This is a genomic window from Acidobacteriota bacterium (genome assembly GCA_016196035.1).
In the GTDB taxonomy this organism is placed as follows: domain Bacteria; phylum Acidobacteriota; class Blastocatellia; order RBC074; family RBC074; genus JACPYM01.
The window spans coordinates 22,627-36,893 of the sequence record JACPYM010000057.1 but is presented as its reverse complement, the minus strand read 5'-3'; the positions used below and the strand labels follow the sequence as shown (position 1 = coordinate 36,893).

At 57.6% G+C, this 14,267-nt stretch carries 8 protein-coding genes and 1 pseudogene; 8 read left to right on the top strand and 1 reads right to left on the bottom strand.

The features are described from left to right. Nucleotides 1-12: 12 nt before the first annotated feature. The gene (locus HY011_16945; protein MBI3424623.1) at nt 13-933 is read right to left on the bottom strand and encodes a hypothetical protein; all 921 of its coding nucleotides are present in this window, start codon (nt 931-933) and stop codon (nt 13-15) included. Nucleotides 934-1,697: 764 nt separating this feature from the next. Between HY011_16945 and HY011_16940 the strand changes: the two are divergent. The 8 genes and pseudogenes from HY011_16940 to HY011_16905 all read left to right on the top strand — a co-directional run bounded on the left by HY011_16940 (nt 1,698) and on the right by HY011_16905 (nt 14,182). Further along, nucleotides 1,698-2,075, top strand: a pseudogene (locus tag HY011_16940) (type II toxin-antitoxin system VapC family toxin). Nucleotides 2,076-2,093: 18 nt separating this feature from the next. Next, a complete protein-coding gene (locus HY011_16935) occupies nt 2,094-3,788 on the top strand; it encodes a hypothetical protein (GenBank protein MBI3424622.1) in 1,695 nt (564 codons plus the stop codon). Between the two features lie 204 nt (nt 3,789-3,992). Beyond that, nucleotides 3,993-4,538 (top strand): L,D-transpeptidase family protein, encoded by a 546-nt coding sequence (locus HY011_16930; protein ID MBI3424621.1) that lies wholly within the window; start codon nt 3,993-3,995, stop codon nt 4,536-4,538. Between the two features lie 381 nt (nt 4,539-4,919). After that, nucleotides 4,920-6,233, top strand: a complete 1,314-nt coding sequence (locus tag HY011_16925) for a beta-lactamase family protein (protein MBI3424620.1) — start codon at nt 4,920-4,922, stop codon at nt 6,231-6,233. A 136-nt stretch (nt 6,234-6,369) separates the two neighbouring features. Beyond that, nucleotides 6,370-7,707 (top strand): Gfo/Idh/MocA family oxidoreductase, encoded by a 1,338-nt coding sequence (locus tag HY011_16920; protein MBI3424619.1) that lies wholly within the window; start codon nt 6,370-6,372, stop codon nt 7,705-7,707. Between the two features lie 152 nt (nt 7,708-7,859). Then, the gene (locus tag HY011_16915) at nt 7,860-8,810 is read left to right on the top strand and encodes a threonine/serine dehydratase (protein ID MBI3424618.1); all 951 of its coding nucleotides are present in this window, start codon (nt 7,860-7,862) and stop codon (nt 8,808-8,810) included. Between the two features lie 139 nt (nt 8,811-8,949). Then, entirely contained in the window at nt 8,950-10,362 is a 1,413-nt protein-coding gene (locus HY011_16910) for a hypothetical protein (GenBank protein MBI3424617.1), read from the top strand. 136 nt (nt 10,363-10,498) lie between these two features. Further along, entirely contained in the window at nt 10,499-14,182 is a 3,684-nt protein-coding gene (locus HY011_16905) for a carboxypeptidase regulatory-like domain-containing protein (GenBank protein MBI3424616.1), read from the top strand. The last annotated feature ends 85 nt before the right edge of the window (nt 14,183-14,267 follow it).

Genomic DNA, 14,267 nt, shown 5'->3' with positions numbered 1-14,267 from the left:
CCAACTCGAATACTACGGCCCGCCGGTGAGCGCCGTTTGCGCCGGTCTACCACTCAGCCGCTCGCCCTCCGCCGTCGCCACCGTGATGCGCAGATTCTTCAGCAGGTACGGCCCCTCCTTGCCGTTGCGGTAAAGCTCCTGCCCCGCAAAGACGAGCGTTACGTTCTGATTGCCCGCCACCGTTGCATTCACGCTCGCACTGGCGCTGCCGACGCTGCTGCCATCCCGCGCCGCCAAATCGCCAAAGACCGTGTAGCTGCCCACGCGCGGCACATTGACGGCAAAGCTCCAATTGATCGAATCGTAGCGGCCATCGTTATCGGCATCGGGCGCAGCTTCGGTGAAGCCGCCGCTGATCGTCGCTTCTGGCGCGCTGACGGTGAACGTGCCCGCTTGCTGGTGTTGGAATGCGCCGAGCGGCGCATTGCCCGCCGCCGTCACCGTCAGATCAAAGCTGCCGACTGTGTTCAGGGACTGACTGCCAGCGTACACGCCATCATTGGCCGCACCGTCTTCGTGTGCGCCATCGTCGAAGAGGGTGAAGTTGGTAGCGGTGCCGCCGGTGGTTGGGGTGAAGCTGGCGGCGACGGTGAGACTGGTCAACGCCGTGCTGTCTCGTTTGGCTGTCGCTTTGAGTTTCAGCGTCTCACTCACAAGGTAGTTTGTTTCTGCGACCTCAACTTGCAAACCGATCCCAGCATGAAGACTGATGTTGGCAGTCCAGTTTGCTCCCGTGAGCAGAACATTGTTGTTATCCACTACGAGATTCAGCGTCCAATTGCCGGGATTGCCGGGCGCTGGACTGTGAATCGCGAAAACTTGTGTTATGCCCGAAACGTTCTGAAAAATGTCGTAGCGTTTATCCAACCCATTGACCGAAGTTGGCGAATACCTCACGCCGCCGGGCGCGTTGAGTGTCAAGTCTGGTTTCATCGCATCAGTGGTGAGGCTGACTGTTAGGTCGGCGCCCGTTTCAACAACAAAGCTGACCGAAGCAGTCGGCGCAGTTGGCGTCAGCTTGCCTACAGCCCGTTTTACACCTTGCGCTGGCAGCAATGGCGGAAGGATTGGATTGCGTGGTGTGACTGTCTGTTCTGGTGAACTCACTCTTGCTGCTAGAAGGTTGGCAGAAGTATTGGCTGTGCTCGGCATCAACCCGCCCAAGACTGGTCTGATCTTCTCAAGGTATAAGCCCTCCCAGAGGTTTTGCACTTCAAGAATTGCATTATGAAAGGCGTTCGGCCACGCCTTGAAGAAGCCAGTTGTGCTTATCTCTTCCAATGAAGAGGATGTACCGTTTGACGTATGACATATTCGGGTCATTTACTATGACGTAAATGACCCCTTTTGGGGTAAGAAGCTAATTGCAAAAGTGGCTGAAAATATTCTTTCTGCCATCAAGAACCCAGAAGAGGCTGTTTTCAAAAGTTCAACGGAAAAAATATAATTCTAAATGGGAGGTGTTATGACAACCGAAGAAATCTTGCGAGAAATTGCAGCCTTGCCGCCAGAAGGGCGAAGCCTCTTAGAAAATTTCATAGGGTTTATGCGGCAACGCTACGCTCGTCAAGGCGCGCCTTCACCTAATACGCCACATGCCAATGAAAATTTCATTGGCATGTGGCGAGACCGCGATGAAATAACTGATAGCACAACGTGCGTCCGCAGCCTCCGCGCGTCTGAATGGGGTCAGTAACGTGGCGTTCACCATCGTTGACACTGACATTTTGATTGATGTTGGGCGTGGCGATCAGACTGCCATCGCCTGCTTGCAACGCCTCGAACAGCAAACGTCCGTGGCGGTCAGTGCCGTGACGCAGATGGAATTAGTCGTAGGCAAGACGGAATTGCACGATCTGGAAAGCTTCCTCCGCCGCTTTCAAGTGCTGAAAATCACGGATCAAATTTCTGACCACGCTGTTGACTTGTTGCGGTAATATCGGCTGAGCCACGGCTTGCTGATTGCGGATGCGCTGATTGCTGCGACTGCATTGGAATACGCTGCACCCTTTATCACGAAAAACCAGCGCGACTTTCGATTTATTGCCGGGCTGAACTTACAAACCTATCCCTAACTAATCAGGAGCATTCGAATGAAGCGAAGAATTCTGGCTGTTGTTGGCCTCGCCTTTTGTCTCTCGCTGTTGGCAATCCATCCAAGCCGCTCTGCAACGACAGATGCACGCTTCGAGATTTCCTATCCCGCCGCGCTCGATAACGGCCCCATCACCGGGCGCGTTTTCGTGATGATCTCGAAAAACAATCGCGTCGAGCCGCGCTTGCAGGCGGGTTCGTATCAAGCTTCGGTGCCGTTTTATGGGCAGGATGTGGATGCATTGAAACCGAGCGCGCATGCGGTGATTGATAGTTCGACGTTGGGCTATCAGGTCGAGAGCCTGAGCCAGCTTCCGGCGGGTGAGTATTACGTGCAAGCGCTGCTGAACGTATACACGCAAGTTCATCGCAAGGACGGGCATGTGATCTGGGTGCATCTGGATCAGTGGGAAGGCCAGCAATGGAATCGCTCGCCGGGCAATCTGGTCAGCGAGGTGCAGCGCGTGCGCCTAGACCCGGCTGCCGGGTTCAACATCAAGCTTTCGCTGACCAAAAAGCTGCCGCCGGTCGTGGCGCCGCCCGATACCGAATGGGTCAAGCGGGTGAAGATTCAGAGCAAGCTGTTGACGGAGTTCTGGGGCCATCCGATGTATCTGGGCGCGACGGTGCTGTTGCCGAAGGGCTACGCGCAGAACGCGAATCAGAAGTATCCGGCGATTTACATTCAGGGGCATTTCGGACTCGGCGCGCCGTTCCAGTTTACGACGCAGGCACCGGCCACGCCTGAGAGCGCGGAACAGCGCAAGGCGCGGCTGAGCCGGGGTGCGCGCGAAACCAGTTACGAGTTCTCGCAAGCGTGGCTGTCTGACAACTTCCCGCGTATGGCCGCCGTGACCTTTCAGCATCCGACGCCGTATTACGATGATTCTTACGCGGTGAACTCGGTCAACAATGGGCCGTATGGCGATGCGCTGCTCACCGAATTGATCCCGTATCTCGAAAAGAATTTCAGGCTGCGCGCCGAGCCGCAAGCGCGTGTGCTGACGGGCGGTTCGACGGGCGGTTGGGAATCGCTGGCGCTGCAAATCCTGCATCCGAAGTTTTTCAACGGCACGTGGTCGCTGTATCCCGATCCGGTGGATTTCAGGCGCTATCAGATGTCGAACGTTTACGAAGACGACAATGCCTTTGAAGTGCCGAGCGGCGATTGGGCCAAGCTGATTCGCCCGCTGTCGCGCAACGCCGATGGGCAGGTGACGTTGACGATGCGCGAGATGAGCCGGTTGGAAGCCGTGCTCGGCAGCAATATCCGTTCGGGCCAGCAAATTGCCGCGTGGGATGCGGCGTATGGGCCGGTCGGCAAGGATGGCTATCCGCGTACAATCTGGGATCGAATGACGGGCAAGATTGATCGCGAGGTGGCGTTGTATATGCGCGATAACGGTTATGACCTGCGCTACAACCTGGAAAAGAACTGGTCGAAGATCGGCCCTGACCTGGTCGACAAGATTCACGTGTATTGCGGCGATATGGATAACTACTACTTGAACCTGGCGGTCTATCAGCTCGAAGACTTTTTGAAAGCCGCTGAGAATCCCAAAGCCGAAGCCGTGTTTGAGTACGGGCGACCGATGAAGCCGCACGGCTGGCAACCGTTCACGAATGCCGAGTTGGTGCGGATGATGGATGCGCGCATCAATCAGACGGCGAACGCCAAGGCGGCGGGAAAGTAAAACCTGGCGCGGGTATATTTTGGGTAGTGGGTCAATGAGAAGAGAGCCAAGCCGCAGATCAACGCAGACTAACGCCGATCAATGGAATGGCTAACAGGTTTGAGCCGCGTTTTTCAGCGGCCATCTGCGGCAAGACCTCCCCTCTTTGAGCCACTACCATATTTTGATCTACTCCGCTGGCCTGGCTGTCTCAATGGTAACGCGATGACCAACGAACGCTTTGCTTTGCTCACCACCAGCGTACTGTTTAGCCTGCTACCCATCACGGCTGCTGTTTTGGTTGCTTATGCAAACTGGCGCGGCGGTGAGGTCTTGCCCGCTGATGCCCAGGCCGATGCCGCGCTGGTGCTCAAAGCCGAACACAAGCTGCAATTGTTGCAGAATGGGCGGGTGCTCAAAACCTATCGCATCGCGCTGGGACAAAATCCGATTGGGCACAAGCTGCAAGAAGGCGATGAGCGCACGCCCGAAGGCCGCTACACGTTGGACTTTCGCAATCCGCGTAGCCTTGCACATCGCGCCCTGCACATCTCTTATCCAAACGCAGCCGACAAGGCCCAGGCCCTGGCGCGCGGCGTTTCGCCCGGTGGGGCGGTGATGATTCACGGCTTGCCGAACAAGGTTTGGTGGATAGGCCGCCTGCATCGCTGGATGGATTGGACGGACGGTTGCATCGGCGTGACGAATGCCGAGATGGATGAGATTTGGCAGGCGGTGCCGGTGGGGACGCCGATTGAGATTCGACCTTGAAACTTGTTACCAGCCGCAGGTGGTGTCCTAAAGTTGAGTTGCTTACCGATAGCAAGCTCTCGCCCACGAAGTCACACTAAGGAGACACGAAGGTTATTACAGGTTAGTGTGGCAACGAGCGCCGCGACTGCCGCTGACATCGTTTTCCGCTCTTCGTGTTTTCTTGGTGTGGCTTCGTGGGCAAGACCCTCCGTTCACTGGCAACACAGTTTTAGGGCGTTACTCCAGCCGCAATTGAACTTGTACGATTGAACGCCTATCATCCCGCCGCTGTTGCGCACGTCCGCGCTGTACCACACTGGCTATAACATCGAATTTGAATCGTCGCGGCTCTGACTCCCAACTGAGTTGAATGGCTGCGGCGCTTGCGTTGGAGGAACTATGAAGCGTCTCTTGTTTGCACTCTTGCTTGGCGTGCTGTTGTCTGCCAATCCAATTCACCAGTCAGTCGTTGGCAAAGGCAAAAGCGATCCGCCCACGGCTGCGCCCGAAGCGGTGGGCTTGTCTACGCCGCGTCTGGCCTACATCCGCACAGCGATGAATCAACATATCGCCGACAAAAAGATGGCGGGGGCAATGGGCCTGATCGCGCGACACGGCAAGATCGCCTATCAGGAAACATACGGGATGGCTGATGCCGAGGGCGGCAAGCCGATGCAGTTCGACACGATTCATCGCATCTATTCGATGAGCAAGCCGATCACCAGCGTCGCGGTGATGATGCTTTACGAAGAAGGGAAGTTTCAGCTCAACGATCCGGTCGCCAAATACCTGCCCGAATTCGCCAAGCTGCAAGTCGCGGTCGAAGAGAAAGACCCGCAGACCGGCAAGCCGATGATGAAGACCGTGCCCGCCAAACGCCCGATTACCGTGCGCGATTTGTTGCGGCATACGGCGGGGCTGACTTACGGCGTGTTTGGCGACACGCTGGTGGATCAGGAATATCGCAAGGCCGGGATACTGTCGAACGTGAACCTGGCCGACTTCGTCACGAAGCTCGCAGCCATCCCGCTGCAATACGAACCGGGCACGCGCTGGCATTACAGCGTCTCGGTGGACGTGCTGGGCCGCCTGGTCGAAGTCCTGTCGGGCAAATCCTTCGATCAGTTTTTGCAGGAGCGCATCTTTGTGCCGTTGGAGATGAATGACACGGGTTTTACCGTGCCCGCCAACAAGGTGAATCGTCTTGCCAAGCTTTACACCCCGACCAAAGAAGGCCCGATCAAGGCCTCGCCGATTTGCAACACGCGCGAGGAATGCTTGCAGAAGTTCCCGGACGCCGTGCCTTCGTTCACGCAACAGATGGGCATGCTGTCGGGCGGCGGCGGGCTGGTTTCGACGGCTTATGACTATTTGCGCTTTTGCCAGATGCTCTTGAATCAGGGGCAATACGAAGGCAAACGCTTGCTCAGCCGCAAGACCGTGCAACTGATGAGCAGCGACAACCTGGGCACGATTCCGGGCATGGGGCCGGGTACTGGTTTTGGTCTTGGTTTTGCAGTCAGCAAAGCGCCGGGCGAAGCGGGGATGCTGGGGACGCCGGGCGAATACAATTGGGGCGGCGCGGCCGGTACGAAATTCTGGATTGATCCGCAGGAAGAATTGATCGGCATCTTTATGATTCAGATTATGCCGAACACGGTGGATTACGGTTCGGAGTTTCGCGTGCTGGCGTATCAGGCGATTGCCGATTAAGGTGAGGTACCGCGCGCGTCAGCAAGCGGTGCTTTCATCGTTGCGTCATTGCGCTTGATTTGACGCACCGCTTGCTCACGCGCGCGGTACTGTCCCGGCGCTGCGCGCCTCATCGTACAAGCAGAGAGGCCTTTTTATGACCGACAAGACCCGCCGCAAATTTCTGCAAGCTTCGGTCAAGGCAGGCGTGACTGGCGCATTGGCCGTGACCTCGGCGGAAGCCGCTTCTTACAACAAGATTCAAGGCGCGAATGACCGCATCCGCCTCGGCCTGATCGGCTGCGGCGGTCAGGGCGGCAGCGATTTGATGAAGGCCTTGCAAGTGCCCAAGACCGAATGCGTCGCCTTGTGCGATGTTGACGATGCGCAAACGGCCAAACAGTTAAAGACCGTCACCGAACGCGCCGGGCAAACGCCAGCCTTGCTCACGCGCGACTTTCGCCGCTTGATCGAAGATAAAAACATAGACGCCGTCATCGTCGGCACGCCCGATCATTGGCACGCGCTGCCCACGATCATGGCCTGTCAGGCGGGCAAGGATGTTTATGTCGAGAAGCCGCTCGCCACCACGATTGCCGAAGGCCGCGCGATGGTCGAGGCCGCGCGCCGCTACAAGCGCGTCGTACAGGTCGGCACGATGCTGCGCAGTTCGGCCTTTCATCAGGAAGCGATGGCCTATGTGCAAAGCGGCAAACTCGGCAAGATTCGCATGGTGCGCGGCTGGGCCTATTTGAATTGGGTGAAGAGCCTGCCGGCCGTGGCGGATGAAGCTGCGCCCGCGTCGGTGGATTACGACATGTGGTTGGGGCCCGCGCCGAAACGCGCGTTCAATCGCAATCGCTTTCATTTCAACTTCCGCTGGTTTTGGGATTACGCGGGCGGGCTGACGACCGATTGGGGCGCGCATCAGATGGATATTGCCGCGTGGGGCATGCAAAGCGGTGCGCCGCAAAACGCAATGGCGGCGGGCGGCAAGTTTGGGTACCCAGAGGACGCGCAAGAGATTCCCGATACCTTGCAAGCATTGTGGACCTATCCCGGCTACACGATGGTGTGGGAACACGCCGTCTTTGTCGGACGCGGCCCCGAAGCGCGCGAACACGGCGTGGCCTTTCACGGCAACAATGGCGTACTGGTGATTGATCGCGGCGGTTGGGAAGTCTTCCCCGAATCGGAGCGCGGCAAAGACCGCAAGGATTTCTATCGTATGACCGGCGAGCCGCGCGCAACGCCGCGCAACGAAGACCCCGGCTTGGAACACGCGCGCAACTTTCTGGATTGCATGCGCACGCGCCAGCGCCCGGCGGCGGACATTGAGATTGGTTTCAATTCGATCCTGCCCTCGCATCTGGCGAATATCGCTTATCGCACGGGTCGCACGGTCGCTTGGGATGGCAAGCAGATCGTGAATGATGCCGAAGCACAACGCTTGGTCGCGCGCGCATACCGCGCACCCTGGCAATTGCCGGTCTAAACCTGTGTACGCACCGCTTCCAGCGTGCAGGCTTGGCGCGAGACCAACTGCTGCTGAAAGGAAATCCCTCCGGCTTCATTCCGTCTGTCGCCAAGCCTGCACGCTGGAAGCGGTGCGTACCCAGGTTTAGACAACGCCAAAAAAAACAACCGATGATTACTGCCCAAGCTACCCTTACCGCCGCCGCCCGCATTCAACCTGTCATCCGCACGACGCCGACTGATTATTCGCGGGCGTTGAGCGAACTGACCGGTTGCCACGTCTGGCTCAAGCTCGAACACCTGCAACACACCGGTTCCTTCAAGCTGCGCGGCGCAGCGAACAAACTACTTTCACTGTCGGCGGAAGAACGCGCGCGCGGCGTTATCACGGCGTCCAATGGCAATCACGGCATCGCGGTTTGTTACGCGGCACGGCAATTGGGTGTGCCGGTGCGGGTGTTCATGCGCAACGGCGTGCCGGAACTGCGTGTGGCGCTGATTCGCGCACTGGGCGGGGAGCCGGTCTTCTTTGGCGATGATTCATTGAAAGCAGAAATGCAGGCGCGCACCGTCGCGGGGCAGCGCGGCCAAGTTTTTATCTCGCCTTACAACGACGCCGAGGTCATCGCGGGGCAGGGAACAATTGGCGTTGAACTCGCCGAACAGCTTGAAACGCTGGACGCTGTTTTCGTGGCCGTGGGCGGCGGCGGCTTGATCGCGGGGATTGCGACGTATCTGAAAGAGGTCAGACCAAAGGTCAAGATCGTCGGCTGCTGGCCGGAAAATTCGCCGGTGTTGTACGAATGTTTGAAAGCCGGGCGCATCTTTGATGTACCGGAGTTGCCGACGCTTTCAGACAGCACGGCGGGTGGCGTCGAACCTGATGCGCTGACCTTCGAGCCTTGCCAGCGTTTGCTGGATGAACATGTTTTGGTGAGCGAAGACGAAATTAAACATGCGATGCGGCTGGTGCTGGAGAAGGAACGCTGGGTCATCGAGGGCGCGGCGGGCGTGGCCGTTGCGGCGCTGTTAAAGTCGGCGGAGCGGTTTCGCGGTCAGCACGTGGTGGCGGTGTTGTGCGGGCGCAATATCGCGGCGGAACGTTTGCGGGAGTTGTGGTGAACCTGGGTACGCACCGCTTCCAGCGTGCAGTTCTGGCAACGGACGGAATGAGGCCGTAGGGATTTCCTTTCAGCAGCAGTTGGTCTTGCGCCAAGGCCGCACGCTGGAAGCGGTGCGTACCCAGGTTGGGCCGTCAATTATGTTGTTACGTCGAATAGTTCTACCTGCCTCCTTCTTTTGCCTGCTAGCTCTGCTTGGCGGCGCCAGGCTGGCGCTCGCGCAAACGACGACCTTGCGCTTTGCTGATTTGCCCGAAACTTTTCACGACTGGTTAAAAGAGCAGGGCCTGCTGCCAAACGCTTTTGACCAGTGGATTGCCAAGCAGAACCGTGAGACGGCCGAACGGGAATTGCGCGGCGAGTATGAACATCTGATCTATTTCGCGTTGCAATCCACGCGCTTTACTAAGTTGCCGAAAATCGAACCGGCGCTGAGCGCGCGCGAATTTGCGCGAAGTCTGAGCGAAGCCGAACGCAGTGCCTGGCTGGCGGAAAGTAGCGCGCCACTGCCGCCTTGTGCGCGCATCCCGAAAGCGGCGCAGCAACGCTTGCAAGAATTCCTCAAAACCCTGCGCGGCTTTACCGACGATGAGCGCTTGCTTTACTTGCGGCAACTTACCAGTGCCGACAAACGGCCTCTGAACGAACTGACGGCGCGCCTGTGCCAAGCCTATGCTGAGACGATGCGCTTCCTCTATCAAAAGGAATTTCGCGTCGAAACGGAGGAACTCGCGAAGCTTTATCAAACGCGCGGCCACAGCACCGACACGCAGATCGAAGCCAATTTCGCCGTGCAACAGTCGCTGGCGATTCTGAAAAGCCAGCAACCCAAGTTGAAACTGAATCGCGTGCTGATCGTCGGGCCGGGGTTGGATTTTGCGCCGCGCACGGATTTGCTCGATCTGTTTGGGCCGCAAAGTTACCAGCCCTTCGCCGTCGCCGATGCGTTGTTGAGTTTGGGGCTGGCGGATGAAAAGCAGTTGCGCGTTCATTGTGTGGACATCAATGAGCGCGTCATCGCCCACCTTCAACGTGTGAGCAAAGCATCAGCGCGTCAGCTTTCTTTGCTCTCAGGCCTGGCTGATAAACCCGCGCTGCCATTGACGGATGATTACAAACACTATTTCCAAACCCTGGGCGATGCCATCGGTACGAGCGCCCCGCTGGCTGTGCCGCCGGAATTCGCTGGGCATCTGCACAAGCGGCTCACCCTGCGCCCGGAGTTGCTGGCGAAATTCAGCGCGGCGCGGCTGAACGTGATTACGGAGCGTTATGAACCAACGCGCCAATTTGATCTGATCGTGGTGACCAACGTCTTCCCTTATTTCAATGACATCGAATTGCTGAGTGGTTTGACCAATCTCGCCAAAATGCTGGCGCACGGCGGCTGCCTTGTGCATAATGAACCGCGCGTTACCGCTCCCGCTGTCACACAAGCACTCGGTCTTCCGGTTCTACACAGCCGCACTTTCCTGATCGCGGCGCCGGGTGCAGGGGAACGGTCAGCGCCTCTGTACGATTTCGCTGGGATTCATCAAAAGACAAATCAATAACGGATTGAAACAACGGAGAAGTGAGCCGAAAACTTTCTGGTAGCAGAAGGTTCAGAGTGCGGTCTGACCCGGCTGTGAGCGTTCTCGTTTTACCGATACATCAACTGTCCCAACTTAGCCCAATTTAGGAGGAGCAATGAAGAAGTCCCTGGCAGTTTCTTTCTGCTGGTTGCTGCTGTTGACGGTTTGCGGTTTGGCGCAAGAGTTCCGTGCGACCGTCAATGGCCGTGTGACCGATCCGAATGGCGCGGCTGTGCCCGGTGCGACGATCCTTTTGCGCAACACCGGCACCAATGAGGCGGCCACCGTCACCACCAATTCCGAAGGCGCTTACAACGTGCCTTTCTTGAAACCCGGCACCTACGCAATGACGGCGGAAGCCAAGGGATTCAAGAAATACCAGCGCGACAATCAACTCTTGCAGGTCAGCCAGACCGCCACGATTGACATCACGCTCGAAGTCGGCGCGGCCAGCGAAACCGTGACGATTACGGCAGAGGCTGCCTTACTCGAAGAAACCAAAGCCGACCGCGGCAACGTCATCGAGAACCGCCGCATTACCGAATTGCCGCTCAACGCGCGCAATCCATTTATGCTGGCGACGCTCACGCCTGGGGTTACTTTTAACGGCCCGGCGATTTATCAGCGCCCCTTTGACAACGGCGCGATTGCCGATTGGTCGGTCAACGGCGGCCAGAACCGCAACAACGAATTCCTGCTGGATGGTGCGCCTAACAATTCGATTCAGGGCGGCAACAATCTGGCTTATGTGCCGCCGGTGGACGCGGTCGGCGAATTCAAGATCGTCACCAATTCGTTCGACGCGCAATACGGCCGCACGTCAGGCGGCATCGTCAACGTGCAGATCAAATCGGGCGGCAATCAGTTTCATGGCTCGCTCTATGAGTTCTATCGCCGCAACTGGCTCGACGCAAACAATATGCTGGCGAATACACGGGGCATTCCGAAAGGCAAGACACTTGATCCCAATTCCGGCAAGTTCGTCGCGGCGGAGCACCTGTTGGATCAATACGGCGGCGTGATTAACGGCCCGGTGCGCTTGCCCAAGTCCATCTTCCGCAAAGCCGGTTATGATGGCCGCGACAAGACGTTTTTCCTGTTCAACTACGAAGGTTACCGCGAACAGACGCCCAACCAGGCCGTGCGCACGGTGCCGCCCGAAGCATTTCTCAAAGGCGATTTCAGCAATTACAAAAATGCCAACGGCCAATTGATTACCATCTATGATCCGTTGACCGGACGCGCGGAAGGCAGCAACTGGGTGCGCGACCCGTTCCCCAACAACATCATCCCGGCCAATCGCATCAACCCAATTGCCGCGAAGGTCGCCGCCTTCTTCCCCAAACCGAACGCGGTGACGCCGGGCAGCGATCCGTTCCGCAACAACTTCGCTGACATCCCGAACATCGCCAACGACAAATTCAAAAACTGGATTTTCAAAATTGACCAGAACATCGGCGAGAAAGACAAAGTGTTTTTCCGCTACGGCTACAACAACCGCGCCGAGATTCGCTGGACGAACGGCATTACGACCGGCCCGGCGCAAGACGGCCAGTTGCCACTCAACCGCATCAACTACACGGGCGTGGCCGACTGGGTGCACACGTTTAGCCCGAACCTGATTTTGAATCTGCGTTCATCGGCGAACCGTTACATCGAAGCGGCGCGTTTCGAGGGTGGACTCGGTTATGACGTGACGCAACTTGGTTTCCCGTCTGCGCTCAGTGCGCAATTGCCGGTCAAGATGTTCCCGCGCTTCAATTTCTCGGACTTCATCAGCTATGGGCGTGGCTCATTCAGCCGCGAGCCGACCAACGTCTTCAGTTTCCAGCCGAACGCCTCGTTGAGCAAAGCGGCGCATACGATCCGCTTCGGTTTGGATTTGCGCTACTCGCAATACGCGCGCCTGGTCAGCGGCAATGGCGGCATGCAGATCAGCTTTGACCGCACCTTCACCCAGAAGGATTTCTCGCGCGCCGATGTCTTGAGCGGCAGTTCGATTGCTTCGTTGTTGCTGGGTGCGCCGGCGTCGGGCAACGTGGATGCGAACGCCTTCCCGATTTACATGTTCAAGTACTACGCGCTTTGGGTGCAGGACGATTGGAAGCTGACGCGCAAGCTGACGATCAACCTGGGCTTGCGTTGGGATTTGAACGGCCCGCCGGTCGAGCGCTATAACCGCGCGAATTACGGGTTTGATCCGCTGGCGGTCAATCCGGTCAGTGCGCGCATTGACAAGACCAAATTGCTGAACGGCGCGACGCAGGTGTTTGGCGGACTCGGCTTCGCGGGTGTCAATGGCAACTCGACCAGCCCGTACAAGTATGACAAGAACAACATCCAACCGCGCATCGGCGTGGCCTATTCGCTGAATGCCAAGACCGTCTTGCGTGGCGGCTTTGGCCGTTACTACTTGAATCCGACAGGCGCGCCGGGCTTCCCGCTCAATGGCTTTAGCCTGACTACATCACTGGTCGGTTCGCTCGACGGTAATCGCACGCCAACATATGCGCTCAACAACCCGTTCCCGACGGTTAATCGTCCGGCGGGCGCGGGGCGCGGGTTGGAAACGCTGCTCGGCAACGGCCTCCAATACTCGAACCCAAACTTCACTGTGCCTTACGTGCATAACTTCTCGTTCGCCATCCAGCGGCAAATGCCCTGGCACAGCGTGCTGGAAGTCAGCTATGTCGGCAGTCGCACCTATCAAGGGCAATCGCGTTACAACGGCATCAACGAAGTGACGCAAGCCTTCCGCGACAAGTGCGACCCCAATAAGGGCGGCGATCCCGCGTTTTGCAACGCGTTGTTGCCGAATCCGTTCCAAGGTGTCGCCGGATTTGAAGGCACCAGCCTGTTCACGTCAACAACACTGACGCGTTATCAACTGACCCGCCCTTTCCCGCAATTCAACAGCACGATTACCGAGTTGGAACGCAACGAAGGCAAGGTTTGGTATAACTCGCTGCAAATGCTTTTCAACAAACGACTGTCGCAAGGCTTAACCTTGAGTTCGACCTATACGCTGTCGAAGCAATTGGAACAAGCGCTCGAATTCCCCGGTTCGCAAGACAGCACGGCGGCTTACATTGACGACGTGGCGAAGATCAAGAACCGCAGCTTGAGCTTCTCGGATCGCCCCCACCGCTTCACGATTTCGGGCGTGTGGGAAGTGCCGGTCGGCAAGGGCAAGAAGTTCTTGAGCGGCTCGGGCCGTATACTTGATGGCGTGCTCGGCGGCTGGGAAGCGGCTGGCGCATACATCTTCAACTCCGGCCGGCCCTGGCAATTGCCCGGCAACGTGGATTTCATCGGCAATCAAAATGACGCCCGCTTGAGCGACCGCTTGCGCGTACTCAACGGCACGCAGTTCATTCAAGGCGTCAAACCCTGCGTGGGCCAGGCGGTCAAGAATTCGGACGGCAGCTACAAACGCGATGCGAGCGGTCAATTGACTTACTCATTGGTGGCCTATTCGGTGGCGTATGGCTGCACCGCGCCGAACTTTGTCATCCGCGAACCGTTCACCACACGCACGACGGCGATCCGCGATCCGCGCATTCGCCGCCCCGCGTTCGAGCAGTTCGATCTGAATTTGGCCAAGACCTTCCGCATCACCGAAAAGATGCGCTTCCAATTCCGTGCCGAGGCGTTCAACATTTTCAATACACCGATGTATGACGAACGCACGTACACCACCGATCCGAACAGCACCGAGTTCGGTTCGATCAACAAGGCCACCAACGGGCAATCGAACTTCCCGCGTTTCTGGCAACTCGGATTCAAGTTCCTGTTCTAGTTTGGCTTGCGCGACAATCTGACTGCCGCAAGGCGGTTAAGCTGCACAAAGGGAGAAAGGCGAAGTTATGGCTTCGCCTTTCTCC

Excerpts from the sequence above, each read along its gene's own strand:
- HY011_16920 (MBI3424619.1), top strand. The coding sequence starts at position 6,370 with ATGACCGACAAGACCCGCCGCAAATTTCTGCAAGCTTCGGTCAAGGCA.
- HY011_16935 (MBI3424622.1), top strand. The coding sequence starts at position 2,094 with ATGAAGCGAAGAATTCTGGCTGTTGTTGGCCTCGCCTTTTGTCTCTCG.
- HY011_16910 (MBI3424617.1), top strand. The coding sequence starts at position 8,950 with ATGTTGTTACGTCGAATAGTTCTACCTGCCTCCTTCTTTTGCCTGCTA.
- HY011_16945 (MBI3424623.1), bottom strand. The coding sequence starts at position 933 with ATGAAACCAGACTTGACACTCAACGCGCCCGGCGGCGTGAGGTATTCG.
- HY011_16915 (MBI3424618.1), top strand. The coding sequence starts at position 7,860 with ATGATTACTGCCCAAGCTACCCTTACCGCCGCCGCCCGCATTCAACCT.
- HY011_16925 (MBI3424620.1), top strand. The coding sequence starts at position 4,920 with ATGAAGCGTCTCTTGTTTGCACTCTTGCTTGGCGTGCTGTTGTCTGCC.
- HY011_16930 (MBI3424621.1), top strand. The coding sequence starts at position 3,993 with ATGACCAACGAACGCTTTGCTTTGCTCACCACCAGCGTACTGTTTAGC.
- HY011_16905 (MBI3424616.1), top strand. The coding sequence starts at position 10,499 with ATGAAGAAGTCCCTGGCAGTTTCTTTCTGCTGGTTGCTGCTGTTGACG.